This window comes from Pseudomonas sp. AC242 (assembly GCF_979258655.1).
This window is the reverse complement of record NZ_OZ409873.1, coordinates 4,884,803-4,910,323: the sequence shown is the minus strand read 5'-3', so window position 1 is coordinate 4,910,323 and position 25,521 is coordinate 4,884,803. Positions and strand designations below refer to the sequence as shown.

At 59.1% G+C, this 25,521-nt stretch carries 21 protein-coding genes; 8 read left to right on the top strand and 13 right to left on the bottom strand.

The window, feature by feature from the left end; all coding sequences use genetic code 11:
• Positions 1 to 48: 48 nt before the first annotated feature.
• From ACZZ0A_RS21990 to exaC, 7 genes are all read right to left on the bottom strand, one after another.
• Positions 49 to 861, bottom strand: coding sequence for a M90 family metallopeptidase (locus tag ACZZ0A_RS21990; RefSeq protein ID WP_095114014.1), 813 nt, complete (start codon positions 859 to 861; stop codon positions 49 to 51).
• Positions 862 to 865: 4 nt separating this feature from the next.
• Entirely contained in the window at positions 866 to 1,516 is a 651-nt protein-coding gene (locus ACZZ0A_RS21985; RefSeq protein WP_007910892.1) for a DedA family protein, read from the bottom strand.
• Positions 1,517 to 1,745: 229 nt separating this feature from the next.
• Positions 1,746 to 2,207, bottom strand: a complete 462-nt coding sequence (locus tag ACZZ0A_RS21980) for a GNAT family N-acetyltransferase (protein ID WP_007910890.1) — start codon at positions 2,205 to 2,207, stop codon at positions 1,746 to 1,748.
• Between the two features lie 115 nt (positions 2,208 to 2,322).
• Complete coding sequence (eutC, locus tag ACZZ0A_RS21975; RefSeq protein WP_463543733.1) at positions 2,323 to 3,147, bottom strand: ethanolamine ammonia-lyase subunit EutC; 825 nt, start codon at positions 3,145 to 3,147, stop codon at positions 2,323 to 2,325.
• A 5-nt stretch (positions 3,148 to 3,152) separates the two neighbouring features.
• Positions 3,153 to 4,547 carry an ethanolamine ammonia-lyase subunit EutB gene (locus ACZZ0A_RS21970; protein ID WP_038361972.1) on the bottom strand — a complete coding sequence of 465 codons (1,395 nt, stop codon included), beginning with the start codon at positions 4,545 to 4,547 and terminating at the stop codon, positions 3,153 to 3,155.
• 52 nt (positions 4,548 to 4,599) lie between these two features.
• Positions 4,600 to 6,051 carry an ethanolamine permease gene (eat, locus tag ACZZ0A_RS21965; RefSeq protein WP_007910884.1) on the bottom strand — a complete coding sequence of 484 codons (1,452 nt, stop codon included), beginning with the start codon at positions 6,049 to 6,051 and terminating at the stop codon, positions 4,600 to 4,602.
• Between the two features lie 178 nt (positions 6,052 to 6,229).
• On the bottom strand, positions 6,230 to 7,750 hold the full coding sequence (gene exaC / locus ACZZ0A_RS21960; RefSeq protein ID WP_007910882.1) for an acetaldehyde dehydrogenase ExaC: 1,521 nt from the start codon (positions 7,748 to 7,750) through the stop codon (positions 6,230 to 6,232).
• A 301-nt stretch (positions 7,751 to 8,051) separates the two neighbouring features.
• Here exaC and ACZZ0A_RS21955 point away from each other — a divergent pair, with 301 nt between their 5' ends.
• The 4 genes from ACZZ0A_RS21955 (at position 8,052) to ACZZ0A_RS21940 (ending at position 12,607) form a co-directional block, all read left to right on the top strand.
• Complete coding sequence (locus tag ACZZ0A_RS21955) at positions 8,052 to 9,965, top strand: sigma-54-dependent Fis family transcriptional regulator (protein WP_007910880.1); 1,914 nt, start codon at positions 8,052 to 8,054, stop codon at positions 9,963 to 9,965.
• A 368-nt stretch (positions 9,966 to 10,333) separates the two neighbouring features.
• Positions 10,334 to 11,686 (top strand): UDP-N-acetylmuramate:L-alanyl-gamma-D-glutamyl-meso-diaminopimelate ligase, encoded by a 1,353-nt coding sequence (gene mpl / locus ACZZ0A_RS21950; RefSeq protein WP_463543732.1) that lies wholly within the window; start codon positions 10,334 to 10,336, stop codon positions 11,684 to 11,686.
• Positions 11,683 to 12,330, top strand: coding sequence for a flavin prenyltransferase UbiX (ubiX, locus tag ACZZ0A_RS21945; RefSeq protein ID WP_007909567.1), 648 nt, complete (start codon positions 11,683 to 11,685; stop codon positions 12,328 to 12,330). Before mpl ends, ubiX begins: the two co-directional genes overlap by 4 nt.
• Positions 12,323 to 12,607: a YceK/YidQ family lipoprotein gene (locus ACZZ0A_RS21940; protein ID WP_007909569.1), complete on the top strand. Its 285-nt coding sequence runs from the start codon at positions 12,323 to 12,325 to the stop codon at positions 12,605 to 12,607. Before ubiX ends, ACZZ0A_RS21940 begins: the two co-directional genes overlap by 8 nt.
• A 127-nt stretch (positions 12,608 to 12,734) precedes the next feature.
• On the opposite strand, the gene ACZZ0A_RS21935 is transcribed toward ACZZ0A_RS21940, so the two are convergent.
• The 3 genes from ACZZ0A_RS21935 to ACZZ0A_RS21925 form a co-directional block, all read right to left on the bottom strand.
• A complete protein-coding gene (locus ACZZ0A_RS21935; protein WP_007909571.1) occupies positions 12,735 to 13,376 on the bottom strand; it encodes an oxidoreductase in 642 nt (213 codons plus the stop codon).
• A 27-nt stretch (positions 13,377 to 13,403) separates the two neighbouring features.
• Positions 13,404 to 15,131 (bottom strand): C13 family peptidase, encoded by a 1,728-nt coding sequence (locus tag ACZZ0A_RS21930; protein ID WP_463543731.1) that lies wholly within the window; start codon positions 15,129 to 15,131, stop codon positions 13,404 to 13,406.
• A gap of 102 nt (positions 15,132 to 15,233) precedes the next feature.
• Positions 15,234 to 15,689: a MaoC family dehydratase gene (locus ACZZ0A_RS21925; protein WP_007909575.1), complete on the bottom strand. Its 456-nt coding sequence runs from the start codon at positions 15,687 to 15,689 to the stop codon at positions 15,234 to 15,236.
• A 194-nt stretch (positions 15,690 to 15,883) separates the two neighbouring features.
• Between ACZZ0A_RS21925 and ACZZ0A_RS21920 the strand changes: the two genes are divergently transcribed.
• The 4 genes from ACZZ0A_RS21920 to ACZZ0A_RS21905 all read left to right on the top strand — a co-directional run bounded on the left by ACZZ0A_RS21920 (position 15,884) and on the right by ACZZ0A_RS21905 (position 17,781).
• The gene (locus ACZZ0A_RS21920; RefSeq protein ID WP_007909577.1) at positions 15,884 to 16,246 is read left to right on the top strand and encodes a CidA/LrgA family protein; all 363 of its coding nucleotides are present in this window, start codon (positions 15,884 to 15,886) and stop codon (positions 16,244 to 16,246) included.
• Complete coding sequence (locus tag ACZZ0A_RS21915; protein ID WP_463543730.1) at positions 16,246 to 16,962, top strand: LrgB family protein; 717 nt, start codon at positions 16,246 to 16,248, stop codon at positions 16,960 to 16,962. Before ACZZ0A_RS21920 ends, ACZZ0A_RS21915 begins: the two co-directional genes overlap by 1 nt.
• 10 nt (positions 16,963 to 16,972) lie before the next feature.
• Positions 16,973 to 17,563 carry an LON peptidase substrate-binding domain-containing protein gene (locus ACZZ0A_RS21910; RefSeq protein ID WP_007909580.1) on the top strand — a complete coding sequence of 197 codons (591 nt, stop codon included), beginning with the start codon at positions 16,973 to 16,975 and terminating at the stop codon, positions 17,561 to 17,563.
• Between the two features lie 89 nt (positions 17,564 to 17,652).
• Positions 17,653 to 17,781 (top strand): hypothetical protein, encoded by a 129-nt coding sequence (locus tag ACZZ0A_RS21905; protein WP_463543729.1) that lies wholly within the window; start codon positions 17,653 to 17,655, stop codon positions 17,779 to 17,781.
• 118 nt (positions 17,782 to 17,899) lie between these two features.
• On the opposite strand, the gene ACZZ0A_RS21900 is transcribed toward ACZZ0A_RS21905, so the two are convergent.
• From ACZZ0A_RS21900 to ACZZ0A_RS21890, 3 genes are all read right to left on the bottom strand, one after another.
• Entirely contained in the window at positions 17,900 to 19,768 is a 1,869-nt protein-coding gene (locus ACZZ0A_RS21900) for a hypothetical protein (protein WP_463543728.1), read from the bottom strand.
• Positions 19,769 to 19,922: 154 nt separating this feature from the next.
• A complete protein-coding gene (locus ACZZ0A_RS21895) occupies positions 19,923 to 21,908 on the bottom strand; it encodes a hypothetical protein (protein WP_463543727.1) in 1,986 nt (661 codons plus the stop codon).
• 108 nt (positions 21,909 to 22,016) lie between these two features.
• On the bottom strand, positions 22,017 to 25,496 hold the full coding sequence (locus ACZZ0A_RS21890) for a calcium-binding protein (protein ID WP_463543726.1): 3,480 nt from the start codon (positions 25,494 to 25,496) through the stop codon (positions 22,017 to 22,019).
• Positions 25,497 to 25,521 lie beyond the last annotated feature (25 nt).

Below are 25,521 nucleotides of genomic sequence, written 5' to 3'. Positions count from 1 at the left end.
ATAGGCATATTCTGCCGTCGGCGCCATGTACCGAAAGTCGTGCAGAGCTTAGTCGTGCGCCTGATAGACCGGGTCTGTGGCCTGAAGTTGCCGTAACCGGCTCAACGGGTCCTGACGGTAGAAAAGCTGTAGCTGCGCATAGACCTGTGGATAAGCCTCGTGCAGCAGATCCGGGGCGCTGAAAAAGTACTCGCTGGTAACGGCAAAGAATTCGGCCGGGTTCTCGGCGGCGTAGGGATCTATGGCGGTTTCGGCGTCAGGATTGCGATCGAGCTGACGGTTGAGATCGTCGTAGGCGTGTTGCATCACTTCGGCCCAGTCGCTGACGCGCATGTCAGCATGCAGCGGCGGCAGGCCGTTGGCGTCGCCATTGAGCATGTCGAGTTTGTGCGCCAGTTCGTGGATCACCAGGTTATAGCCTTCCCAGCCACCACTGGCCATCACGCCCGGCCAGGCGAGGATGATTGGCCCCTGTTGCCAGGCTTCGCCGCTGTGTTCACCGTCCCATTCGTGCTCGATACCGCTGGCGTCGCGATGACGTTGCGGGCTGAGAAAGTCGTCGGGGTAGAGGACGATTTCGTGGAAACCCTGATACCAGTTCAGATCGCCAAGGTTGAGCAGCGGCAATTGCGCCTGGGCCGCGAGCAACAGGCGTTGTTCCTGATGCAGTTCGACGCCGGGCAGGGCGCTCAGGTGTTTGTCTTCGAGGAACAGCACGCAGGCTTCGCGCAGCCACTGGTCTTCGGTAGCGCTGATACCGTCAAGGAAACTCAGGTGATGGCGCACCCGCTGCCACATCTCGTCGGCAATCGGGTGCCTGGCCAGAATGCGCCGGCGACGCCAGGCGCTCAGCGACCACATCGGCTTAGTGCGATTGGGCTTTGGTGCCGCCGAAACGGCTGCGAACCACGCCGAGGATCATCGGCACCAGCGACAACAGAATGATCGCTACCACCAGCAACGACAGGTTTTTCTTGATGAACGGTACGTTGCCGAAGAAGTAGCCCAGCGTCACCAGACCGCCGACCCAGAGGATGGTGCCCAGCACGCTGAAACCGAAGAAGCGCGGGTATGGCATCTTCGCTACGCCGGCGACGAACGGCGCAAAGGTACGGATGATCGGCAGGAAGCGCGCCAGCGTTACGGTCTTGCCGCCATGCTTGTCGTAGAAGTCGTGGGTTTTTTGCAGGTAATCGCGACGGAAGATTTTCGAGTTCGGGTTGCTGAACAGTTTCTCGCCAGCCGTTCGTCCGATCACGTAGTTGGTGCTGTCGCCAAGGATCGCCGCGAGCATCAGCAGGCCGCCCAACAGCACCGGATCCATGCCACCGCCAGCCGCAACGGCACCGGCAATGAACAGCAACGAGTCACCCGGCAGGAAGGGCATCACTACCAGACCGGTTTCACAGAAGATCACCAGAAACAGGATGGCGTAGATCCATGGCCCATAGTTGTTCACCAGCAAATCGAGGTACACATCGAGATGCAGGATAAGGTCGAGCGGGTTGAAATCCATGGGGGCACCTGTGTGACGGCCCGACTCGGCAGGCCTGTGCGGATGACTTCGTGTAAGCCTACAGCGGGGTGTAGTTTTTCTTACAAGCCGGAAAGCTCGGGATTATACGGTCTGAAGGATGAAAAGCGCGTTGGTTTTGTAGCGGGGGATGTCGGGATGTGAGGATTTGTCAGACAGATAATCATTGTGGCGAGGGAGCTTGCTCCCTCATCACAGGCAAACCGCGCGATCAGAGTTCTTCGCTGATCGGCAGCACGTAGTTCTTGAACTCGGTGTCTTCCTTGAACCCGATGGACTCGTAGGTTTTCTGCGCGACTTCATTGTTGCTGCTGGTGGAGACGCGCATACGCACGGCCTGGGTTTCCTTGGCCATTTTTTTTGCGGTGCGGATCAGGTTATCGGCGACCAGTTGGCGGCGGGCGTCTTCGGCGACATAGATGTCGTTGAGGATCCAGACGCGCTTGAGTGACAGCGAAGAAAAGCTTGGGTACAGCTGACAAAACCCCATCAGCTTCTTGTCGTCATCATCGGCCAGCGCCAGATAGATCACCGACTCCTTGCGGCGCAGGCGTTTTTCGAGGAAGGCGCGGGAGGAATCCGGGTAAGGCAGGGAACCGTAGAACTCGCGATATTTGACGAACAACGGGGTCAACAAATCCAGATGTTCGAGGGTCGCTTGAATAATCCGCATGATAGGTCTCGTCTTCAAGTGGCTGTCTTCAACTGCTCTGACGGCGATGGGAAACCCGTGCGGCCGTGCATCGATCCTGCCTGAAACCTGCGCAGAAACGCAATGCGGAAACGGTTCAGGCAGGGGGCGGGCTGAGTAGGAAGTTTCCTTTCATGTCCGCACCGGCGTCCGACTCCAGCGTCTGAACCTGTGCTTCGTCCTTCAGATTCACGCCCGACAGCTGTCTGCGACAAGCTTCCCGCATCAAGTACAGCAAGCGATGCGCCGCCATGCCGTAGCTCAAGCCTTCGAGCCGTACATTGGAAATGCAGTTGCGGTAGGCGTCGGTCAGACCGATCTTTGGATTGTAGGTGAAATATAAACCGAGGCTGTCTGGCGAACTGAGGCCCGGGCGTTCGCCGATCAGCATCACCAGCATTTTTGCGCCGAGCAGTTGGCCGATCTCATCACCGACGGCAACGCGGCCCTGTTCCACCAGGACAACGGGCGCCATCGACCAGCCGTCGTCGCTCATTTGCTCTTCCAGTCGCGTGAGAAACGGCAAGGTATGCCGATGTACCGCCAGTGCCGACAAACCGTCAGCCACGACAATTGCCAGATCGACACCGCCCGGATGCGCCACTGCGTACTCGCGCAAGGCCTGCGCCGATTCTTCGCTGAGCTTGCGCCCCAGATCCGGGCGTTGCAGGTAGCTGTTGCGATCCACGGCGGCGCTGTGCAGCAACAAGGATTCGCGTCCGCGCTCGTTCAGTTGCGCGCTGAGTCCGGCATGATCAAATGGCAGATGCACGGCATCACGTGCCTGGGCATGGGCAAATTGGAAATCCAGTTGCGCGCTGGTCGGCAGGCTGGTGCCGGTGCGGCCGAGAGCGATGCGTGCCGGGGTCAGGCGGCGCAGTTCCAGCCACGGGTTTTGCGGGTCGATGGGCGGTTTTTCCATGTGACTCATCCCAGTTGCGCCAGCGCCTGGCGGAAGGCCGGCGGCAAGTTGTTGCCAAAGCGAACCTTGCCGTCCGCTTGCGTGAAGATGCCCATGTTGGCCAGCCATTGCTCGAACTCCGGCGCCGGTTTCAGGCCCAGGGTCTGCCGGGCGTAGAGCGCGTCATGAAACGAAGTGGTCTGGTAATTGAGCATGATGTCGTCGGAGCCGGGGATGCCCATGATGAAGTTGATCCCGGCGACCCCAAGCAACGTCAGCAAGGTGTCCATGTCGTCCTGATCGGCTTCGGCGTGGTTGGTGTAGCAGATGTCGCAACCCATCGGCACGCCGAGCAGCTTGCCGCAGAAGTGGTCTTCGAGGCCGGCGCGGATGATCTGTTTGCCGTTGTAGAGGTATTCCGGGCCGATAAATCCTACGACGGTGTTCACCAGAAACGGCTTGAAATGTCGTGCTACGGCGTAGGCCCGCGTCTCGCAGGTTTGTTGATCGACGCCGTGGTGGGCGTTGGCCGACAGTGCGCTGCCCTGACCGGTTTCGAAATACATCAGGTTCTGCCCGAGAGTGCCGCGGTTCAGGCTCAGACCGGCGTCGTAGCCTTCCTGCAACACGTTGAGGTTGATGCCGAAACTGGCGTTGGCCGCTTCGGTGCCGGCGATGGACTGGAACACCAGATCCAGCGGCACGCCACGGTTGATCGCCTCTATGGAGGTGGTGACGTGGGTGAGCACGCAGGCCTGAGTCGGGATGTCGTAGCGCTGGATGATTGCGTCGAGCATCTCCAGCATCGCGCAGATCGAGGCGATGCTGTCGGTGGCCGGGTTGATGCCGATCATCGCGTCGCCATTGCCGTAGAGCAGACCGTCGAGAATGCTCGCGGCGATGCCGGACGGTTCGTCGGTCGGGTGATTGGGTTGCAGGCGCGTCGACAGCCGTCCGCGCAGGCCGAGAGTGCCGCGAAACTTGGTTACCACGCGAATCTTCTGCGCCACCAGCACCAGATCCTGCACGCGCATGATCTTTGATACCGCCGCGACCATTTCCGGGGTCAGGCCGGGGGCGAGGTTGCGCAGGCTGGTTTCGTCGGCGGCGTCGCTGAGCAACCAGTCGCGGAAACCACCCACGGTGAGGTGGCTGACCACGGCGAAGGCTTGCTTGTCGTGGGTGTCGATGATCAGCCGGGTGACTTCATCGGACTCGTAAGGAATCAGCGCTTCTTGCAGGAAATGCGTAAGCGGAATGTCGGCCAGCGCCATTTGCGCAGCCACGCGCTCGCCGTCATTGAGCGCGGCGACGCCAGCGAGGAAGTCCCCGGAGCGCGCCGGGCTGGCCTTGGCCATGACGTCCTTGAGACTGTCGAAGCGATAGGTCTGGGCGCCGACCGTGTGAGCGAAACTGGCCATACACAATTCTCCGTGACGGCGCAGACCGAGCCTGCGCCGGGATTGTCGGCACTCAGTGCAAGGCTTGTTCAGCCTTCTGGATCGCCGCGAATTCTTCTTCCGGCGTGCCTGCTACCAAGTGATGTCGACTGTAGAACGCAAAGTAAGCAATTAACACTCCATAGATGACGGCGGCACCGATTACCACCCGTGGATCGACCAGGAAACCCGCGACCACGGCGATGCACGCCAGCACCAAGGCCACGCCGGAGGTGAAGATGCCGCCCGGTGTGCGGTACGGCCGGTCCATTTTGGGGCGGCGAATCCGCAAGGTGATGTGCGCGGCCATCATCAGCACGTAGGAAATGGTTGCGCCGAACACCGCCACCAGAATCAGCAGATCGCCCTGGCCGGTCAGCGACAGCCCAAAACCGATGATGCCGGGAATCACCAGCGCCAGGACCGGTGCCTTGCTTTTATTGGTTTCGGACAGTTTGCGTGGCAGGTAGCCGGCCCGTGACAGCGCGAAAATCTGCCGCGAGTACGCGTAGATGATCGAGAAGAAACTCGCGATCAGTCCGGCCAGCCCCACAAGGTTGACGAAACTGCCCATCCACGTCGAGCCGCCATAGGCTTTGCTCAACGCTTCGACCAACGGGTTACCGGAGGTCAGCAGCGAGTTGGCGCCCGCACCGCCGGGGCCGACGATCAGAATCAACAGGGCAAACATGAGCAGCACCAACATGGCGCCGATCAAGCCGCGCGGCAGATCACGTTTGGGGTTCTTGGTTTCCTCGGCGGCCAGCGGCACGCCTTCAACGGCAAGGAAGAACCAGATCGCATAGGGGATCGCCGCCCAGACGCCGACATAGCCGAATGGTAGAAACGGACTGGCACCCGCTGCGGCAGTCACCGGAATGTCGAGCAGGTTGGCGACGTCGAAGTGCGGCACCATGGCCACCAGAAACACCCCCAGCGCCAACGCGGCGACGGCGGTGATGACAAACATCAGCTTGAGCGCTTCGCCGACCCCGAATATGTGGATGGCAATGAAAATGATGTAGAAGGCCAGATAGATCATCCAGCCGCCGATGCCGAACAGCGATTCGCAGTAGGCACCGATAAACACCGCGATAGCCGCAGGGGCAATGGCGTATTCGATGAGAATTGCGGTGCCGGTGAGAAAACCGCCCCACGGCCCGAATGCACTGCGGGCAAAACCGTAGCCACCGCCAGCGGTGGGGATCATCGAAGACAACTCGGCCAGAGAAAAGCACATGCACAGGTACATGGTGGCCATCAGCAGCGTCGCCAGGAACATGCCGCCCCAGCCACCCTGAGCGAGGCCGAAGTTCCAACCGGCATAGTCACCGGAAATCACGTAGGCAACGCCCAGACCCACCAGCAGTACCCAGCCGGCGGCACCTTTTTTCAGTTCGCGTTGTTGAAAGTAATCCGATCCGACTTTTTCAAAGTCGACGGAGGCGCCGGTCGCCGGAGCGCCAGCCGGGGATTCGCTAGGCATAGGGTTTACCTTTCTTATTGTTGTATTGGCCCGGCTTTTTTGCCGGTGGGTAGCATGATCGTCCCCACGCTCTGCGTGGGGATGCCTCAACGGACGCTCTGCGTTCGACTTTGGTAGGACGCGGAGCGTCCCGGGCGGCATTCCCACGCAGAGCGTGGGAACGATCAGTGCTGCAGGTTTAGAAGAAGCCCAACGGATTGATGTCGTAGCTCACCAGCAGGTTTTTCGTCTGCTGATAATGATCGAGCATCATCTTGTGCGTCTCACGGCCAACGCCGGACTTCTTGTACCCGCCAAACGCGGCATGCGCCGGATACAGGTGGTAGCAGTTGGTCCACACGCGACCGGCCTTGATCGCGCGGCCCATGCGGTAGGCGCGGTTGATGTCGCGGGTCCACAGACCGGCGCCGAGGCCGAACTCGGTGTCGTTGGCGATGGCCAGGGCTTCGGCTTCGTCCTTGAATGTGGTGATGCTCACCACCGGGCCGAAGATTTCTTCCTGGAACACGCGCATCTTGTTGGTGCCCTTGAGCAGGGTCGGCTGGATGTAATAGCCGGTCGACAGGTTGCCCTCGAGTTTTTCCACCTTGCCGCCAGTCAGCAGCTCGGCGCCTTCGCCCTTGGCGATTTCCAGGTACGAAAGAATCTTGTCGAATTGCTGCTCGGACGCCTGCGCGCCGACCATGGTGTCGGTGTCCAGCGGATCGCCACGTTTGATTTGCAGGACTTTCTTCATCACGACAGCCATGAACTCGTCGTAGATCGATTCCTGTACCAGTGCGCGGGAAGGGCAGGTGCACACCTCGCCCTGGTTGAAGAACGCCAGCACCAGACCTTCGGCGGCTTTCTCAATGAACGTCGGTTCGGCCTGCATGATGTCTTCGAAGAAGATGTTCGGCGATTTGCCGCCCAGTTCCACGGTGGACGGGATGATGTTCTCGGCGGCGCATTTCATGATGTGCGAGCCGACCGGCGTCGAGCCGGTGAAGGCAATCTTGGCGATACGTTTGCTGGTCGCCAGCGCTTCCCCGGCCTCTTTGCCATAGCCCTGAACAATGTTCAGCACGCCCGGTGGCAGCAGGTCACCGATCAGTTCCAGCAACACGGTGATGCCCAGCGGGGTTTGCTCGGCGGGTTTGAGTACTACGCAGTTGCCGGCGGCCAGCGCTGGTGCAAGTTTCCACGCGGCCATCAGGATCGGGAAGTTCCACGGGATGATCTGGCCAACCACGCCCAGCGGTTCATGAATGTGGTACGCCACGGTGTTGCCGTCGATTTCGGCAGCGCTGCCCTCCTGCGCGCGCAGGCAGCCGGCGAAGTAACGGAAATGGTCGGCCGCCAGCGGGATGTCGGCGTTGAGGGTTTCGCGGATGGCTTTGCCGTTGTCCCAGGTTTCGGTGATCGCCAGCAATTCGAGGTTGGCTTCGATGCGGTCGGCGATTTTCAGCAGGATCAGCGAGCGCGCCTGCACGGAGGTCGCGCCCCACGCATCGGCAGCGGCGTGGGCGGCGTCCAGTGCCTTGTCGATGTCTTCGGCAGTGGAGCGTGGGAATTCGGCAATTGGCTGGCCATTCACTGGCGAGGTGTTGGTGAAGTACTGACCTTTGACAGGCGCGACGAACTCGCCGCCGATGTAGTTACCGTACTTGCTCTTGAACGAGACTTTGGCGCCTTCAGTACCGGGGTGAGCGTAACGCATGATGATGTTCTCCTTGGCTTTGTACTTATTAGAGAAACGCGCAAGTGCGCTTGCTATAAGCGTAGAGCAAAGGTCGGGCCACTGCCGTGCAGGGCAGGTAAATCAAGGTGTTGCGTGATTTCTGTCGGACGAGTGGATCGCGCCTGTGATGGTTTCGGTACAGAGGGGGTGACAGTTTGTACCGCTTTCGGCACAGCCGGTGACCGGGCAGTCTTGCCAGCATTGCAATGCGGCGGTGGCTGGAGGATGCTGGGCGTCACCTCAGCATTGGGCCGTCGAGCCTCGGGGAGAACAATAAGAAATGCACGACAACCATTTGAGTCGCCATGCCCAACAGGTTCTCACCGCTACCCAGGGCAAACCGCACCTGCACGGTCCCGGTGCCGATCCATCAATTGCCCGTTCGTGGCTGCGCTGCCTGGAGGACTATCACCTCGACCCGGCGCTGAGCATGGCGCCGACCGTGCTCGAACATGGCCGCGTTCTCGAAAGTCGCGAACGGCTGCAACAGGTGTTGCAGATCGCCGGCAATGAAATGAGCAGCCTGCATCAACAACTTTCCGGCGCCGGCCATGCTGTGCTGTTGACCGACGCGCGCGGGGTGATCCTCAACTGCGTCACCGCGCCGGCCGAACGCAAGATCTTCGAACGCGCCGGCCTCTGGCTCGGTGCAGACTGGAGTGAGGCTTGCGAAGGCACCAACGGCATCGGCACCTGTCTGGTCGAACGGCAGGCGCTGACCATTCATCAGGATGAGCACTTTCGCGGTCGCCACACCGGCCTGACCTGTTCGGCGAGCCCGGTGTTCGACCCGCATGGCGAACTGCTCGCGGTGCTCGACGTGTCGTCGGCGCGCCACGATGTCTCGCGACAGAGCCAGTTTCACACCATGGCGCTGGTCAATCTGTCGGCGAAGATGATCGAGAGTTGCTACTTCCTGCGCTGTTTCGATAACCAATGGTTGTTGCGTTTTCATTTGCAGGCCGAATCGGTCGGGTTGTTCAGCGAAGGTTTGCTGGCGTTTGACGGCGAAGGGCGGATCAGCGCAGTCAACCAGAGTGCACTGAATTTGCTTGGGCATATTCGTGGCGGCTTGCTCGGTAAACCGGTCGAGGCGTTTTTCGATTGTTCGCTGGATGAATTGCTTGGCCGCGCCAGTGCCCATGCCAGCGCCAGTTGGCCGCTGCGCACCCGTGACGGCCGACATTTGTTTGCGGTGTTGCGCGGGGAATCGCGCAAGCCTTTACCGATGGTATCGGCGCCAGTCGTGGCTGAAGCGCCGCGCCTGTCGGGCATCTGCCTCGGTGATGAGGCGCTGCAGGCAGACTTCCGTAAAGCCTTGCGCGTATTCGAGCGGGATGTGCCCTTATTGATCAATGGCGAAACCGGTTCCGGCAAGGAGGCCTTCGCCAAGGCTGTGCATCAGGCCAGTCAACGCTCGAGCAAAGCCTTCGTTGCGCTCAACTGCGCGGCAATCCCCGAGAGCCTGATCGAGAGCGAACTGTTCGGCTATCGCGGTGGCAGTTTCACCGGCGCACGCAAGGAGGGCATGCGCGGCAAGTTGCAGCAGGCTGATGGCGGGACGTTGTTCCTCGATGAAATTGGCGATATGCCGCTGGCCTTGCAGACTCGTCTGTTGCGCGTGTTGGAGGATCGTCAGGTGGTGCCAATTGGTGGCGAGCCGGAGTCGGTCAACGTGCGGATCATCAGTGCCACCCACCGTAATCTGCTGGAGCGGGTCGCGGACGGCAGCTTCCGTGAGGATTTGTATTACCGGCTCAACGGGCTGGAAGTGGCGTTGCCGGCATTACGCGCGCGCAGTGATAAATCGCAGTTGCTGGATTTTCTGCTGGCCGAAGAGGCGGGTGGTGAAACGATCCTGATCGATGAGCCGGCGCGTCAGGCTTTGCTGGCGTTCAACTGGCCGGGGAATGTGCGGCAGTTGCGCAATGTCCTGCGCACGTTGGCGGCGTTGTGTGATGAGGGGCGGATCGGGGTGGAGGATTTGCCGGTGATGATTCGGCAGGGGCGGGTGCCGATTTTTCAGCCTGATTCATCTGAACATCCACTGGAAGACGCCGAGCGGATTGCGCTGCTTAAAACGCTGGAGCAGACGCGGTGGCACATGACGCATACGGCGGAACAGCTTGGGGTCAGCCGTAATACGCTCTATAGAAAACTGCGTAAGCATGGCATTGAGCGGCGAGTCAGTTAGAAGGCCCTCACCCTAGCCCTCTCCCAGGGGGAGAGGGGACTGACCGGGTCGCTCACTGATTTACGCCGACCTGAAATATCGAGCCGAACTCAGAATTTGAAAGCGACCGAGATCGGCTCCCTCTCCCGGGAGGCGAGGGGACTGATCGAGGTGTTTTGGCGATTTACGCCGACCTGAGTTATCGAGCCGAACTGCGGATTTGAAAGCAACGTAGATCGGCTCCCTCTCCCTCGGGAGAGGGCTGGGGTGAGGGGCCGCAATCTACAGCGGAGCCTGAACCCCAAGCCCAACCATCCCCGCCCCTCACCTAAAGAGTGCGATTTCCCCCTCCCTACGCTAACCTGCGGCCATGTTTTACGAGGTCGACTATGCACATTCATATTCTGGGTATCTGCGGCACTTTCATGGGCTCGATGGCGGTGTTGGCCAAAGAGCTGGGCCATCACGTGACCGGCTCCGACGCCAACGTCTATCCACCGATGAGCACGCAGCTGGAAGCCCAAGGCATTCAACTGACGCAGGGCTATGACCCGGCGCAGCTCGATCCGGCACCGGATCTGGTGGTGATCGGCAACGCCATGTCGCGCGGTAACCCGGCGGTGGAATATGTCCTGAACAAAGGCCTGCCGTACGTCTCCGGCCCGCAGTGGCTGGCTGACCACGTGCTGCAAGGTCGCTGGGTACTGGCGGTAGCTGGTACGCACGGCAAAACCACCACCAGCAGCATGCTCGCCTGGGTCCTGGAACATGCCGGCATGAGCCCGGGCTTCCTGATCGGCGGCGTGCCGCAAAACTTCTCGGTCTCTGCTCGCTTGGGCGGTACACCGTTCTTCGTGATCGAGGCTGACGAATACGACAGCGCCTTCTTCGACAAGCGCTCGAAGTTTGTTCATTACCGCCCACGCACCGCGATCCTCAATAACCTTGAGTTCGATCACGCCGACATCTTCCCGGATCTGCCGGCGATCGAGCGGCAATTCCATCACTTGGTGCGCACCATCCCAAGTGAAGGTCTGGTCATCCACCCGACCACCGAGCCGGCCTTGCAACGTGTGATCGAAATGGGCTGCTGGACCCCGGTGCAAACCACCGGTGCCGGCGGTCAGTGGCAGGTCAAACTGCTGAGCGAAGACGGCTCGGCGTTCGAAGTGATGTTCGAAGGCGTGTCGCAGGGCACCGTCGAATGGGAGCTGACCGGTCAGCACAACGTCGCCAACGCCTTGGCTGCTTTGGCGGCTGCGCGTCATGTTGGCGTGGTGCCATCGATGGGCATTGCCGGGTTGAGCGCATTCAAGAACGTCAAGCGCCGCATGGAGAAAGTCGCCGAAGTGCGCGGCATCACCATCTACGACGATTTCGCTCACCACCCGACGGCGATTGCCACCACTCTCGACGGTTTGCGCAAACGCATCGGCGACGCACCGCTGATCGCGATCATCGAACCGCGCTCCAACTCGATGAAGCTCGGCGCGCACCGTGATGGTTTGCCCGACAGCGTGGTCGATGCCGATCAGGTGATCTGGTACGCCCCGGCCAACCTCGGCTGGGACCTCGCCGGCACCGCCGCACTGTGCACCGTGCCGTCGATTGTCAGCGATTCGCTGGAAGGCATCATCGAGCGCGTGAAGAGCCAGGCCCAGCCCGGCAAGACTCACGTGGTGATCATGAGCAACGGCGGCTTCGGCGGCCTGCACGGCAAACTCGCCGAGGCGCTGCAATGAACACTCGTTTTGAGAGCAATGGCCCGGAACGCATCACACTGGCCATGACCGGTGCCTCCGGCGCTCAGTACGGCTTGCGCCTGCTCGATTGTCTGGTGCGGGAAGATCGCGAAGTGCACTTCCTGATCTCCAAGGCTGCACAACTGGTGATGGCCACCGAGACCGATGTGACGCTGCCGCCGAAGCCGCAGATGATGCAGGCCTTCCTGACCGAATACACCGGGGCCGCCGCCGGGCAGATCCGCGTATACGGCAAGGAAGACTGGATGTCGCCGGTAGCTTCGGGCTCCGGCGCACCGGCAGCAATGGTCGTGGTGCCGTGCTCTACCGGGACGTTGTCGGCGATTGCCACCGGCGCCTGCAATAACCTGATCGAGCGCGCCGCCGACGTCACTTTGAAAGAGCGTCGCCAGTTGATTCTGGTGCCGCGCGAGGCGCCGTATTCGAGCATTCATCTGGAGCATATGCTCAAGCTGTCGAACATGGGCGTGACGATTCTGCCGGCCTCGCCGGGTTTCTATCACCAGCCGCAGACCATCGATGACCTGATCGATTTCGTTGTGGCGCGGATTCTCAATCTGCTCGGCATTCCTCAGGACATGCTGCCGCGTTGGGGTGAGCATCATCTGAGCAGTGATGAATAAGCTGCTGGCGATTTTGCTGGCGCTGCAACTGACCGGTTGCGCCACTGCGCGCACCCTCGACGCCGCCAAACCGGGCGCGCCTGTGGTGTACTCCGGGACGCGGCTGGATTTGTATGCATTGAATGGCGGGTGTTGCGCGATGGATCGGTTCGGGGCTGAGGCGCCGAGCTATCCGGGGGTGGACCTGCCAGCGAGTGCGTTGCTCGATACGCTGCTGTTGCCATTGTCATTGCTGACGGTGATCGGTGTGAGCTTCCAGGCAACGGGCGGATTGTAGTTAGACAGATCGTTGCCACGCTCTGCGTGGTAACGCCTCCGGCGACGCTCTGCGTCATGCTTTGGGATGCAGAGCGTCCGTGGCTGCATTCCCACGCAGAGCGTGGGAACGATCATGCGGCGGAAGATTATTTGCCGAGCTTGCGCAGCTCATCCGACTCGATCACCCGCACCCCATCCTGCTCTTCCAGGGCCAGGCGCCACATCGCCCGCGCCAAATGGCAAGCTTCGATGCCTCGGTATTTACCCGGAATCAGCTTCGACAACGGTCCGGCCAGTTGTTCGGCAAGACGCGGTTCAGTTCGCTCACCCAACAACAGCGATGGCCGGCAAATGGTCAGTTGCGGCCAGTCCTGCGCACGCAATGCCTGCTCCATTTCGCCTTTGACCCGATTGTAGAAGACCGACGATTTCGGATCGGCGCCAATCGCGCTGATCACAATCAGATGCCGCGCGCCCATCTCTCGCGCGCGTTTGGCGAAGGCCACGACCATGTCCAGATCCACCGCGCGAAACGCCGCTTCCGAGCCGGCCTGTTTGATGGTGGTGCCGAGGCAGCAATAGGCGATATCGACGCGACCACTGAGCTGCGGCAGAAATGCCTGCGGATCGCCCACCGGATTTTCCAGGTGCGGATGTTCCGCCAAGGGTCGACGCGAAGGGGCGAGCACGCGTGAAATCGTTGGCTCGTTGAGCAAACGGTCGAGTAGATGTTCACCGGTCAAACCGGTGGCTCCGGCAAGCAATACGTGCTGAGGCGTCAAGTACATAGTGTCTCTCCCTTGATACTGTTCAGCTTAGTTGCTCTTTATCGCTCCGTCGTTCAACGCAGCACTTTGCAATGCTTTTCTGGCTTGCTGTTTGCGCAGCAGTTGCCAGTGCGAGAGCACGGTTTTCGGCGCCCAGATCTGCGGCTCCGACGCTTCGAAATTGTCCGCCAGTTCACGCTCGGCGACGGTGGCTTTGGCCAGTTTGAAGGCCTGCTCCAGATCGTCGGTCTGATTCAGAGCCTGGGCGAACAGCGCGTCGCCGAAGTAGGTGAAGTTAGCTTCTTCCGAGCAGCCGAAGGACACCCGGTCAGCGCGCGAGGCGGTCATGATCAGCGTGCGTTCGTCTTTCAGCGCGGGGATGAAACCGCCGGAGTAGCAGGCCGAGATCACGATGATCTTGTCGCGATTCTTCAGCGGCGCGAGTACGGCGGCGAGTTCGTCGGCGGGCAGGTCGGCCAGTTCCATACGCGGCTGGTCGAGCACCAGTTCATGTTCGGCGGTGCCGTGGCTGGTCAGGTAGATGAACAGCAGATCTTCCGGGCCACTGCGTTCGGCAAGGGTTTGCGCGGCGCGACGCAGGTTCTCGCGGGTAGCCATCGGCCGGTCGCCGAGGTGGTCACGGTGGTTGACCAGACGGATCTGGCCATAAGCGCCGAAGCGCGTGTTGAGCATGTTGGCAACATAGTCGGATTCGCGCAGGAACACGCTTTGCTTGCCATCACCGCCGAGGGTCAGGGTGTACAGCTCGACTGCCGGGGTCGACGCGGGAATGGCGGCCAGTGCGTCCTCGAGCAGGCGACCCTGAGCGAGCAAACCGAGTTCGAGCGTATCGGGCAGCAACTTGCCGTCGGCGTCGCGCACGCGCTGGCCGTTGATCCAGGTGCCGCTCATGACGCTGCCATCGGTGAGCACCAGGGTGCCGCGTCCGGAGTAACTGTCGTTGTCGAAACCGCCGATGTAGAAACTGCCATCAGGCAGGTTCAAACGACCCTGACCGCTGAAGCGCCAGTCGCTGAACACGCCGATGTAATGGCTGCCATCGGCGCCGATCAGTTCGCCCTTGCCGGTCAGCGCGCCTTCCTTGAACTGGCCGAGCCAGACATCGCCGTCGGCGTTTTCGTAGCGACCTTTGCCGTGCAGTTGATTGTTCTTGAAGCCGCCGACGTAGATATCGCCGTCCGCGCTGTTGAAGGTGCCGTTGCCTTCCAGCTGACCGTTGACGAAATGCCCGCTGAACGAGTTTCCGCTGGCGTCGCCGCGCTGACCCTCGCCGTTCGGTTTACCGTGGGCGAACTGGCCTTGATAGGAGCTGCCGTCGTCCATTTCCAGGCGACCGAGCCCGGAGTACTGGTCAGCCTTGAACTCGCCACGGTAGGTCATGGCGTTTTCTTTCAGGGTGCCTTCGCCTTCGCGGCGGCCCTGCTTGAAGCCGCCGGTGTAACTGCTGGCGTTGGTGGCCAGGCTGCCCTGACCGTCGAACAGACCTTGCTGAAACTGCCCGCGATAAACCTCGCCATTGCTGCCATGCCATTCGCCCTGACCATGCCACTGGCCCTTGTCGAACTGCCCGGCATACCAACTGCCGTTGGGGTAGTCGACGCGGCCCTGACCTTGCAGCAAGCCATCGACCAGTTCACCGCGATAGCGTCCGCCGTCGGGCAGGCGCGCATCCGGCGGCAACAGCGATTCGCCGTCGCCGCACGCGGTGAGCATCAGGGTCAAGGCAAGGGGTGCAAGACGAGCGAGTGAGCGCATAGCGGGATCCGGGCAATTAGGCGACCGAGTATGCCGCAGCTATGCGTCGCATATATAGAGACGTGACGCGAAACAGCGTGCGCTGCTTCGCATCCGGAACCATCAGACGAAGCAGAGCGACAGTGGTTCGGCGATATAGGCCGGTTTGTCCGAGCCTTCTATCTCCAGGGTCGCGGTGGCTTTGAGCAGCCACTGCCCGGGTTTTTTCTCGGTGACTTCACCCAGATCGACCTTCAGGCGAACTTTGGAATTGACCTTCACTGGCTGGATGAAACGCACGCTGTCCAGACCGTAGTTGACGACCATCTTCACGCCTTGCGGCAGGATCAGGATGTCTTCCATCAATTTCGGGATCAGCGACAACGACAGGAAACCGTGGGCAATGGTGCTGCCAAATGGCGTTTGCGCGGCTTTGACCGGGTCGACGTGAATGAACTGATAATCACCGGTGGCTTCGGCGAACAGGTTGATGCGTTCCTGATCGATGGTGAGCCATTCGGAACGTCCGAGTTCCTTGCCGACATAATCTTTGAGCTCTGCAACGGGAACATAGGGCATTGAGACTCTCCTTGGGTTCATCGGTTTTATAGTTTTTCAGGTGGGGGGATTTGACCTCCCTGCGAACCACTGTAGATCATCATGGCGATTTGCTCCGGTCAACCGACCATGCTTTTGGCGAATGCCGATCCATAGCGCAGGCGTGCTTATAATGCCGAGCCCCTGCTGGGCAAAAAGTAAGACGGAGATGTCGGATGTTGCTACGTGGCCTGACCTTGCTGGTGCTGTTTCAATTGCTCGGCACGGCGCTCAATCATTTGCTGTTGCCGGTGCTGCCGGGGCCGATCATCGGCCTGCTGCTGTTGCTGGTCTTCCTGATCATTCGCGGTGAAGTCGGCGAACCGCTGAACCTTGCGGCCGGCAGTCTGCTGCGTTATCTGCCATTGCTGTTGGTGCCGCCAGCCGTCGGCGTGATGGTTTACGCCACAGCCATTGCCGCCGATTTCTGGGCGATTGTCGGCGCACTGGTGCTGTCGCTGCTGCTGTCGATGGCGTTCGCCGGGGTATTGATGCAGCGCCTGGTTAAACGGCACGCGCCAGCGTCGGAGGAATCCTGATGCTTTTCGATTGGCAGGGCGCCTGGGCTTCGGTCATTCATCATCCGCTGTTCGGCATCGGCATCACCCTCGGTGCCTATCAACTGGTGCTGGCGGCGTTCGAGAAAACCCGCTGGATCTTTCTGCAACCGGTGCTGGTCTCCATGCTGTTGGTGATTGGCATTCTGGTCGGCTGCGGCCTGACCTACGCCGAGTATCGCAAGAGCACCGAGATCCTCAGCATTCTGCTTGGCCCGGCGACCGTGGCGCTGGCGGTGCCGCTGTATCTCAATCTGCGGCGTATTCGCCAATTGTTCTGGCCGATTTTTACTACGCTGGTGATAGGCGGGGTGGTGGCGACGGGCATGGGCGTGTTGCTGGGCTGGTGGTTCGGTGCCGAGCACATGATCCTGATGACCATGGCGCCGAAGTCGGTGACTTCACCGATCGCCATGCTGGTGGCCGAGCAGATCGGTGGCGTTGCGGCGCTGGCGGCGGTGTTCGTGCTGATCACCGGGGTAATCGGTGCGATCTTCGGTCCGGCACTGCTGACCCGCCTCGGTGTGCACAGCCCCGAAGCGCGCGGCATGGCGCTGGGCATGACCGCGCATGCGGTCGGCACGGCGGTGGCCATGCAGGAGAGTGATGAGTGCGGTGCCTTCGCGGCGCTGGCAATGAGTCTGATGGGCGTGGCCACGGCAGTCTTCCTGCCGTTGGCGGTGTCGATGGTGGTGTAAGGAAATGTCTATGAGTCTGCCGCTTTTCCCGCTGAACACAGTGCTGTTTCCCGGCTGCAACCTCGACTTGCAGATCTTCGAAGCGCGCTACCTGGACATGATCGGCCGCTGCATGAAACAGGGCGGCGGTTTCGGCGTGGTGTGCATCCTCGACGGCCAAGAAGTCGGCGTCGCACCACAAGGTTTTGCCTTGGTCGGCTGCGAAGCACGCATCACCGACTTCCAGCAGCAGGACAACGGCTTGTTGGGCATTCGTGTCCAAGGTGGGCGGCGTTTCACGGTGTCGCGTACCGAGGTGCAGCGCGACCAGTTGATCCTCGCCGATGTCGACTGGCTGGATGACGAGCCCGAGCAACCGCTTCAGGACGAAGACGCTGACCTGGTGGCGCTGCTCAAGGCGTTGGCCGAGCATCCGATGGTCGAAGCGCTGAACATGGGCACCGATGCGCTGGGTCAGCAATCGCTGGCTAATCAATTGGCCTATCTGCTGCCGTTCGCAGAAGAAGACAAGATCGACCTGCTGCAACTTGACGATCCCCAGCAACGGCTGGATGCGATTCAGGCATTGCTTGACGAGCTACAGGGTGAATTGTTCGCCTAGTTGCACTTTGAATTAACTCATTGCATCTGCCAGCATTGTTTGCTTTCGTCTTTGTCTTGATTTCAAGTTGCCCGCAGGAGACGGGCGACTTGAATAAAAATAAGGATGAAATCATGACTGTATATGAAGACGAGTGGGAGTTTTGGGATAACATTGCCGGCAAGTATATTCTGAAGCATGCCGAAACGGATCATTCCTCAATGTCGACCCTCATCTGACGGGGCATAACGCGTTCAATAGCAAACCGGCAACATTCGTGATCAAGGTGATCAAATAACGTCCAGCCGCTGATTAATACAAAGGCGCCATTCATTTTTAAATGAATGGCGCCTTTTGTCAGGCTCGGTAATGTTCGGCCACTGGCCAGGTCACATCGTTAGAGTAGGTGCTTTCGCCTTTTGGCAACTTCAACACGACACCGCCGGAGTTGGCTATTTGATCTATCAATTTGTCGTAAGCAGTGAGTCCATAAGAATAGACATCGTGCCCGTCGGTACCTGCCCATGTGGCTTTCTCGATAGCCTCAGCTTTGTCACCGGCCTGCCGCAAGATATCCTCGACTCTGGCTGCCTGGCTCAGGTCCGATCTCACCAGCCAGATTCTTTCTGCGCTGATACCTCGCGTCGGCATTGATATCCGGCCTTCCAATGGATCACCGTCAAAATCCATGTCGTTCAGGTAAATGTTTTCATCTCGGGGGACCACTTCGATGCCGCGGGTGTCGATGACGTAACGGAAGCCAAGAAGTTGTTTGCGCCGCAGCAATGGATAGTCACGCGAGTTGTCCATTTCAAACGATGTATCAGAATCGTTAGCTGAGCTGTGTCGATTCCCGCTCGACGAATCGCTGTCAGAGAAATGCCCCGGATAACGGTTAGCCTGGCTGTTGTAATGCCGAGGGTTGGAGTAGTAATCAAAAAACATGTAGGACTTGAGCTTGGCCGCAGAGAATGTCGCACTGAAAGCCGATTTGTTCGTGGAGTCTGAAGGGTTGCCCCTCAATTTCACCAGTCGTTTGTCCCGCGCCAGTTCGAAAGGCGTGCGCAAATCGGCGCGGAACATGGCCGGGATGTCCGTTCTGAAAAGGTAGCCATGCCTGGTGAACTGGTAGCCGGCATATTCCAGATAACTTTTCAGAAAACTTTCTTCATAGCGTTGTTCAACGGGATGTGAGTCGAAATCAGGCAGCTCGCCTTCTTCTCTTATTCTTAGAATCAATGGCTGCATTTCCTCTGCAATCTGATCGAAGCGGCGTTCGTCCAGCGTGTTCTGAGTTAATCGTTTGTGCTGTTCGGTCCATTCGGGAAAGCCGTTATCCATGTCCGGGAGCAAGCGTTTTTGCTGGGCGATGGTCAAGTTGTAGCTGCGCAGAAGTTCGGCGCATTCGCTCCGGGATTTCTGCGGATAGGACCATCTCATGGAGTTCATGAGGGATTTGTGGTGATCGTCATTATCGGTGCGTCTTGCCCAGTCCGGTGCTCTGCCGCTGGCTTGGGCCTCGGCTCGGAAGGCCACAACTTCTGCACCGTGGATGTTGTAAACGTCCCATATTTCGCGATCGGTCCAGTGCGCGAGCTTCAAGGGTACGGATGCATCTCCGCGAGCCTCGCTCGGGTCGACTTTAACCAGCTGGCCGTGTCGATCCTTGAAGGCAAAGCCGACATCACGGCGCATGATAAAGTCGCCGTGATGCGGCACATGTTTCCATTCGTGTACCGCGTAGTAGCCCTGTGCATCTGGCACATATACAGAGTAGGTATTACCCTTTTCATGCACGGTGTAGCGATCAAGAGGGTAATACGCAATGGGCTTTTTCAAGCTCCAGAGGTTGCTGTCAGCGACTCGATAAAGCGGAGGTCCGGATGGCATCCGCTCACTCGGCAACCTGGCCCGGTAGGCTTTCATCAGATCGTGGAACGCCACCATCACCGTCAGCCCGGCGGCTGATCCATCTTCCTGGGCGATGTCCGCGAACGTGCGACCCTTGTGAATCTTCATCCCGTCTGCGTCGTGGCTCAAAGACGCATCGACGTTCTGCAAATAGGGCTCGAGGGGCGAGGTTGTTGTATAAGGCAGGGGCGTTTGCGTTTCGAGCATCTGCGTAATCGAAATGGCGGATTCCACTTTTGAGGTGCTGCTGTGAGGGCCGTCGGCGTTAATGCCCGGTGATTCGTTTGTCCCGTCCGGTCTGATGCGGCCAGGCAAACGGGGATCCAGATCGACTGGACGATCGGAGGGCGCAGGACGGGGTGTCGAGGTGGCGGGTGTCTCTGTGGTTGGGGATGGGCGCAGTGGCCCGGGTTTTTGGCGCATAAAAGTCACTCCATGTGATTAGTCAGCCATCCATTGGCTGAATGAGTCAGGGCCGGTCATGCTCGGGAGCCGGCCAGACGATGTCGTCGGCGAACGTCTTGTCGCCCTTGGGGAGTTCAAGAATCAGGCCGCCTGAACCGGCGATTCCATCGATCAGGCTGTCATAAGCGTTGCTGCCAAAATAGTTGCCTGTTTGACTGTCGGTTCCTGCCCAGGTGGCCTGTTCGATTGCCGCGACTCGGTCAGCGGCCTGCTCCAGCACATCCTTGACCCGGGCGGCGCGCGTCAGATCGGAACGAACCAGCCAGATACGCTCGGCACTGATGCCGCGTGTGGGTGTCGAGATATGCCCCTCCAGTTCGTCGAAGAAGAATTTACTGTTGCCGGGGTTAAATGCCTTGTTCTCCGCCCCCGGCACCACTTCCAGACCGCGTGTGTCGATGACATACACAAAGGACGTGTTTTGCTGGCGGCGAGTGGATTCATAACCTTTCGAGTCATCGAAAACGAAGGAGCTGTCGGAGTCGGCTTCGTCGCCGGTCCGTTTACCGTCCGACACTGAACTGTCGCCGGAATCCGAGATTTCGCCGCTACGTCCTTTGGAACTCTGTAGATTTACGCCGGGAAAGCGATTGGCCTGCGAGTTGTAATGCAGCTCGTGATAGAAGCCGCCCCTGGTTGCCGCATAAGCAGTGGCGTCATGCAGCCCGAACGTTGCACTCAGCGCACGCTTGTTCGTGGTGCCCGTGGGATTGCCTTTGCGGTACATCATCCGCCCGTCCCTGGCCAATTCGAAGGGTAATCGGGTTTCGCCCCGGAACATCGCCGGAATGTCCGTGCGGTAGAGCATGTTGTGTCGGGTTCGCTGGTAGCCAAGGTGGGTCGCGTAATCGGCTAAAAAAACATCGCTGTACCGGGTGGCGGGCCAGTGATGGTCGAAGGCCAGCCCTTGGGTTCTCAAGTCTTGAACGTAGTTTTCCAGTTCGTCGGCGATCAGTTTGAAGCGCTGGTCATTGCTCGGGTCAAGGCTCAGACGTTTATGCTGTTCAGCCCATTCCGGTATCTGGCCGTCGCCCGATTCTGTACGCAGACGACACAGTTGGTCCTGGGTCAGGTTATAGCTGCGCTGTAATTCCAGACGCTGGGCAAGAGGCAGTTGTGGATGCAGCCACTTCAATGACTCGGCGACAAACAGATAGTCTTCGCTGTTCTGCGCCCGGGGTGCCCAGTCCGGTGCCTTGCCGGAGGCTTGCGCTTCAGTGCGGAAGGCGGCAATCCGGGTGTCATCCAGAATGTACATTCGCTGGATGTCTTGATCCGACCATTGCACCAGCGGCCTGTCGGCCAGTCTCTCGTGTTTTGCTTGCGCCGGATCGATGGCAATCCAGTGATGCTCCGGGTGATTGATGGCATAGCCGAGAATGGCTGAATCACTGCTCGATCCGAGTGCGCGGAATGCGTAGTGGCCATCAGCGTTTGCGGTCGCGGAGAACGCATAATCATCGCCATTCAGGAACGTGCGGTGACGATTCAGGCTCCACAGATTGTCCTGCGTGGTTCGGTATATCGGTGGGCCAGGGGCCAGGCGTCTGAAGGACATCACTCGATATGCCTTGAGGTCGGCATCGTATTTAACGCAAACGTGCTGCCGGCCTTGCGTGCCTGGAAGCTGGACATCGACCCACTCTTTGGTGAGATAACGCCTGATACCGGTTGCATTGGGTGCAGGCAGATCGCCGAAGTAGGGTTGCACGAAATCTTCGAGTGAGGTTGCCGAAAAAAATGGCATGTCGGCACGGTCGGGCGACATGACGCTGACTTCGATTGGCGAGGTTTCTTGTCGGGAGCTGCCTGGCTCATCCACACGGGGCCGCTTGGAGGAAGAAGGCGATTGGAGTGGAAAATGGCCGGGAATGTTTTCCAGTGTGGGAGTTGCCGATTTGTTCGCCGAGTGATCTGCAGACGCGGGTGTTGTGGTGGCCGGCGTGTCGACTGTCGGTGAGGGGGGACGTGACCCCTGCTTTTGTCGCATGCAGTGAATCTCCTTTATGTTTGACACAGCCTTTCCTTGGCTGAGTGATGCACGCACCCGGACAATGAGTGGCATCGTCCGGGCTTGTTGATCATTGGCTGAAAATGTTCAGAGAGTGACGGCCGCTTCGATCAGCAGGTCTTCGGGTTTGATTCGCGCTGCCGGATCGCCAACACGCCCCCAATACTTCCTCTTCGAGTTGTATAGCACTGTGCCGCTTTCTCCAGACGTCGGAGCGATGTGGGTGACATAAACGACTGCCGCCAGTTCGTTCCGTTGCTGATGTGCAGTGATCTCGGCCAGGAGCGCCTCGACGCTGGCATGACTGCGGGCGTCTATGACGTAAAGCTGAAACACTTCAAACAGCAGGGAAACCTCATAAATGTTGCCGGATGAAGTTGCTACGCTGATGAACTCCACCGGCACGTCGTCTTCGATATCGGGCAATTCAATTGTGACGCTGGCGACTCGCAAGTGGTTGGCGTTCAACTGAATGTCGTTGCGTGACACGGTTTCTTTCAGCGTATGGCTGAAAAGATTCCAGGTAGACGCATTGCTTGTTTTTGCCGTTGCGCCGGGAGTGGAGAGGCGAATGATCGAGTTGCTCGCAAGGTGGATGTCGTAAGTGGCACCTTTTCCTTCGAGCAGATAAATGCCGGTATGAGGCCTGGCGTCGATCACAACGGTGCTGTTATACGCCGGAAGCGGAGTCTTCTCGCCGGGTTGTGGTCGGGTAAACAGATATCTGCCATTGCGCTTTATCAGGCAACTGCGGGTGCGACGTACCCTGCGGCCGGGATTTTTTACATCGTCTTCGTAGTCCAGGTCGGGCACTTGAAGTCGGTATGAAACTTCATCCTGCAGGATCAGGGCGATGTTTTGTGCAAGGTGTGCAGTGGTGACTTTCAGGCTGTTTCTCCCGCCGTAGCCCGTAGCGGCAGCGATTGGCTGGATCACCCCTTTGAATGCCACGACTTTTTCCGGCAGCCGGATTGAAAGATCGATGTCTTTATAAATCAGGTAGGTGTAACCCGAAACGCCTTTGCGCACTTCAACCTCATAGCTGACGACGACGTCGACAATTTCCGAATCCGTGAAATCCAGGTAAACGTTTCTGGAGGTTTCAGGTGTATTGCGCTTGGCCACAAAATCGACATTGCGCTCAGTGCGTGACACGAAATGCCGCTTCAACCCTTCTGCGGCAATGATGACGGTGCCGTCGTTGACGATTTGGGGGAGCAGGGCGGCCTGACCACTGACGGTTATTGCCATCTCGATGCGTTGATTCACCGTGTCGTCCGGTTGCGCTGGCAGCAGCGCCATCAGCTCATAACCGTCCTCCGTCATGAATCGCCACTGGCCGTTCCTCAGGTGGCGTTTGTTCTCGATCCATTGGTAGACATTTTCGATGGTCAGGACATGTTCGGGATCTCTGCCATCTTCGTCGCGCAAGGAGCGCACGATCAACGAGGTGCCGACGATCTCCCATTGCTGAATGACCTCCATTGGCCAACCGAACTCGATCAGGCTCGACTGCTCGCCATCCTCGACAATCGTCGTCCGTGCATTGGTGTTGGCAATGTAGTACCGATCTGTGCCGGCCCCGCCCTCAACCCGGCAGTCAGTTCCGTAGATGGCAATGGTGTCGTCACCGGCGCCGGTGCTGATGCGGTCGTAACCGTTGGCGACAATCCGGTTGGCCTCATCAGTCCCGATGACCCGGCTCGTCCCCTTGTGCAATGTCGAGACGTTTTCAAACGAGGTGAGGTGTGCGACTTCCATCGCATCAGCAGCGAGATCAATTCCTCGCAAAGCCACTCGGCCCGTTTGCAGATTGATGTCGTGGCCAATGTGACGAGTATCAGAACGCGGGCGAATGCCTTCAAAGGCCAAGGTGTCTGAGCCGCCGCCACCATCCAGCACATTGAGATGAGCCGGTGGTGTAGCAAGATTCAAAGCCTGTTCGTTGATCTCCTGATGAAACGCATCGTTCCTGTCACCCCCGGTCAGCGCTTTGTGTCCTTCGCGGTAGGTGAAGAGGTTGGTTTTGGCCTTGACGCCGACGACCCGGTCATTTCCATCCCCGAGGCGCCAGAACACACCTTTGTCATCGCCTGCACTACCACTGACCTTGCCTTTGAGATCGGCGGGCAAGCCATTACTGGCATCCACGATGTCGTCACCGCCGACGATGACCGCCTGACTGTCGAGTTTGAACGGCTTCTCGCCGGTGCTTTCATTCCATTGATAGCGCCACAGTTCAACCGGCTTCAATTCGACGCTGAAAATGCCATTCACTACGTGCTCGATGGCGTTTTTGTAGGCGCCTTCAAGCAGGTCCTTAGCCGACAGTTCCAGCTGCTTCTCGTGATCAATAAAGCCTTTGGAAAGTTTGAAGCGATCCATGACTTGCGTGTCCAGGTCCTGGCGGGTGAAGGCGAACCAGCCAGAGCGCAAGCGTTCGTGGAAAGTCAGTTCAATGTAATCATCAATGTCATCCACCACCCTTGCGGCCTGGTAAATCACCGAGGCGGCGATGAGCAAACCGGCGGCGGCAAGGCCGAGCGGCCCGGCGGTACTGCCGAAGCCTGCCAGTGCAGCGATGCCCAGCACCAGGCTGATACCTGCGCCGGCGACGCTCAGGCCACCACTGACATAGTGATCCTGAGCTTCTTTACCTTGCGCTGCAGCGGCGGCGTTGAACGATTTGACCGCATCGATGATGTCGAACGGAAGGGTGATCACGCTGGCGAACAATCCGGCGCCCCGGCTCATGTATTTGCCTACCGAAGTCAGCGGGAAATACTTGAACGCGGTCGCGCCATTCGTGAGCATCGCCTCACCGGTCTTGGTCAGGCCTCGTTCGATGATCAATGAGCCGAATTCGGCAGCGATCGAACCTCCCTGGAAAATCGCTTCCAGCGCATCGCCTTGTCTGATCGCGTCGATCATTGCCCTGTAGCCGCTGTAGATGCCGAATGCCTGCATGCCTACGCCTGCGCCGCTCATCAGATAGCTTTTGTTTTTACTGATCCAGCCAGGGGCGTTTTCGAAAGAGTCGGCACGGTGGATATCCAGTTTCTGCGCGGCCTTGCCCAACTGATTCATGCGATCCATCGCGCTGCCTGGAGCCTGCGGTGTATCGCTGATGAACAGAGGAGGGGCGTCTACCGAACGCATCAAGGCGATCTCGAAGAACAGCATGGCCGGGGTGTCGCTGTCCGGGGTATGCGCCGAACGCAGTCGGTCCTTGACTCTGGTCTCCTCGAAATTGAGCCCGTCGAGAAATGTTTGATCCGGTGTTTGCATGCCTGCGTTCGCAGGGCTGATGGGCTGGCCATGGACCGTCGCGCCCAATGCCTGAAGTTCGACGCGGCTGGTCAGTATTTCGCCGAAACGTAGCCGCCCGAAATGCTTGTCGAGGGATTTGAGCGTGCGTCGATAGGGGGCGTCAGCGTCGTCTGACGGCGTGACGTCGTGGAGCGTGCTCGCCAGCGGTGTATGAGGATTGGCCGAAACGTCGAGAGGCACGACCTGAACGGGGCTGACGTTGGCAATCTGCATAGGTGGGGAGATGATTTTTGACATGTCATTAATCCTTTAATGTAAAGCC

What these genes read in the sequence shown, in the direction of transcription:
- eutC (WP_463543733.1), bottom strand. Translation starts at nt 3,147, where the DNA reads ATGGAAAAACCGCCCATCGACCCGCAAAACCCGTGGCTGGAACTGCGC.
- ACZZ0A_RS21970 (WP_038361972.1), bottom strand. Translation starts at nt 4,547, where the DNA reads ATGGCCAGTTTCGCTCACACGGTCGGCGCCCAGACCTATCGCTTCGAC.
- ACZZ0A_RS21920 (WP_007909577.1), top strand. Translation starts at nt 15,884, where the DNA reads ATGTTGCTACGTGGCCTGACCTTGCTGGTGCTGTTTCAATTGCTCGGC.
- ACZZ0A_RS21980 (WP_007910890.1), bottom strand. Translation starts at nt 2,207, where the DNA reads ATGCGGATTATTCAAGCGACCCTCGAACATCTGGATTTGTTGACCCCG.
- ACZZ0A_RS21895 (WP_463543727.1), bottom strand. Translation starts at nt 21,908, where the DNA reads ATGCGACAAAAGCAGGGGTCACGTCCCCCCTCACCGACAGTCGACACG.
- ubiX (WP_007909567.1), top strand. Translation starts at nt 11,683, where the DNA reads ATGAACACTCGTTTTGAGAGCAATGGCCCGGAACGCATCACACTGGCC.
- eat (WP_007910884.1), bottom strand. Translation starts at nt 6,051, where the DNA reads ATGCCTAGCGAATCCCCGGCTGGCGCTCCGGCGACCGGCGCCTCCGTC.
- ACZZ0A_RS21925 (WP_007909575.1), bottom strand. Translation starts at nt 15,689, where the DNA reads ATGCCCTATGTTCCCGTTGCAGAGCTCAAAGATTATGTCGGCAAGGAA.
- ACZZ0A_RS21985 (WP_007910892.1), bottom strand. Translation starts at nt 1,516, where the DNA reads ATGGATTTCAACCCGCTCGACCTTATCCTGCATCTCGATGTGTACCTC.
- ACZZ0A_RS21890 (WP_463543726.1), bottom strand. Translation starts at nt 25,496, where the DNA reads ATGTCAAAAATCATCTCCCCACCTATGCAGATTGCCAACGTCAGCCCC.
- ACZZ0A_RS21955 (WP_007910880.1), top strand. Translation starts at nt 8,052, where the DNA reads ATGCACGACAACCATTTGAGTCGCCATGCCCAACAGGTTCTCACCGCT.
- ACZZ0A_RS21910 (WP_007909580.1), top strand. Translation starts at nt 16,973, where the DNA reads ATGAGTCTGCCGCTTTTCCCGCTGAACACAGTGCTGTTTCCCGGCTGC.
- exaC (WP_007910882.1), bottom strand. Translation starts at nt 7,750, where the DNA reads ATGCGTTACGCTCACCCCGGTACTGAAGGCGCCAAAGTCTCGTTCAAG.
- mpl (WP_463543732.1), top strand. Translation starts at nt 10,334, where the DNA reads ATGCACATTCATATTCTGGGTATCTGCGGCACTTTCATGGGCTCGATG.
- ACZZ0A_RS21935 (WP_007909571.1), bottom strand. Translation starts at nt 13,376, where the DNA reads ATGTACTTGACGCCTCAGCACGTATTGCTTGCCGGAGCCACCGGTTTG.
- ACZZ0A_RS21930 (WP_463543731.1), bottom strand. Translation starts at nt 15,131, where the DNA reads ATGCGCTCACTCGCTCGTCTTGCACCCCTTGCCTTGACCCTGATGCTC.
- ACZZ0A_RS21940 (WP_007909569.1), top strand. Translation starts at nt 12,323, where the DNA reads ATGAATAAGCTGCTGGCGATTTTGCTGGCGCTGCAACTGACCGGTTGC.
- ACZZ0A_RS21990 (WP_095114014.1), bottom strand. Translation starts at nt 861, where the DNA reads ATGTGGTCGCTGAGCGCCTGGCGTCGCCGGCGCATTCTGGCCAGGCAC.
- ACZZ0A_RS21915 (WP_463543730.1), top strand. Translation starts at nt 16,246, where the DNA reads ATGCTTTTCGATTGGCAGGGCGCCTGGGCTTCGGTCATTCATCATCCG.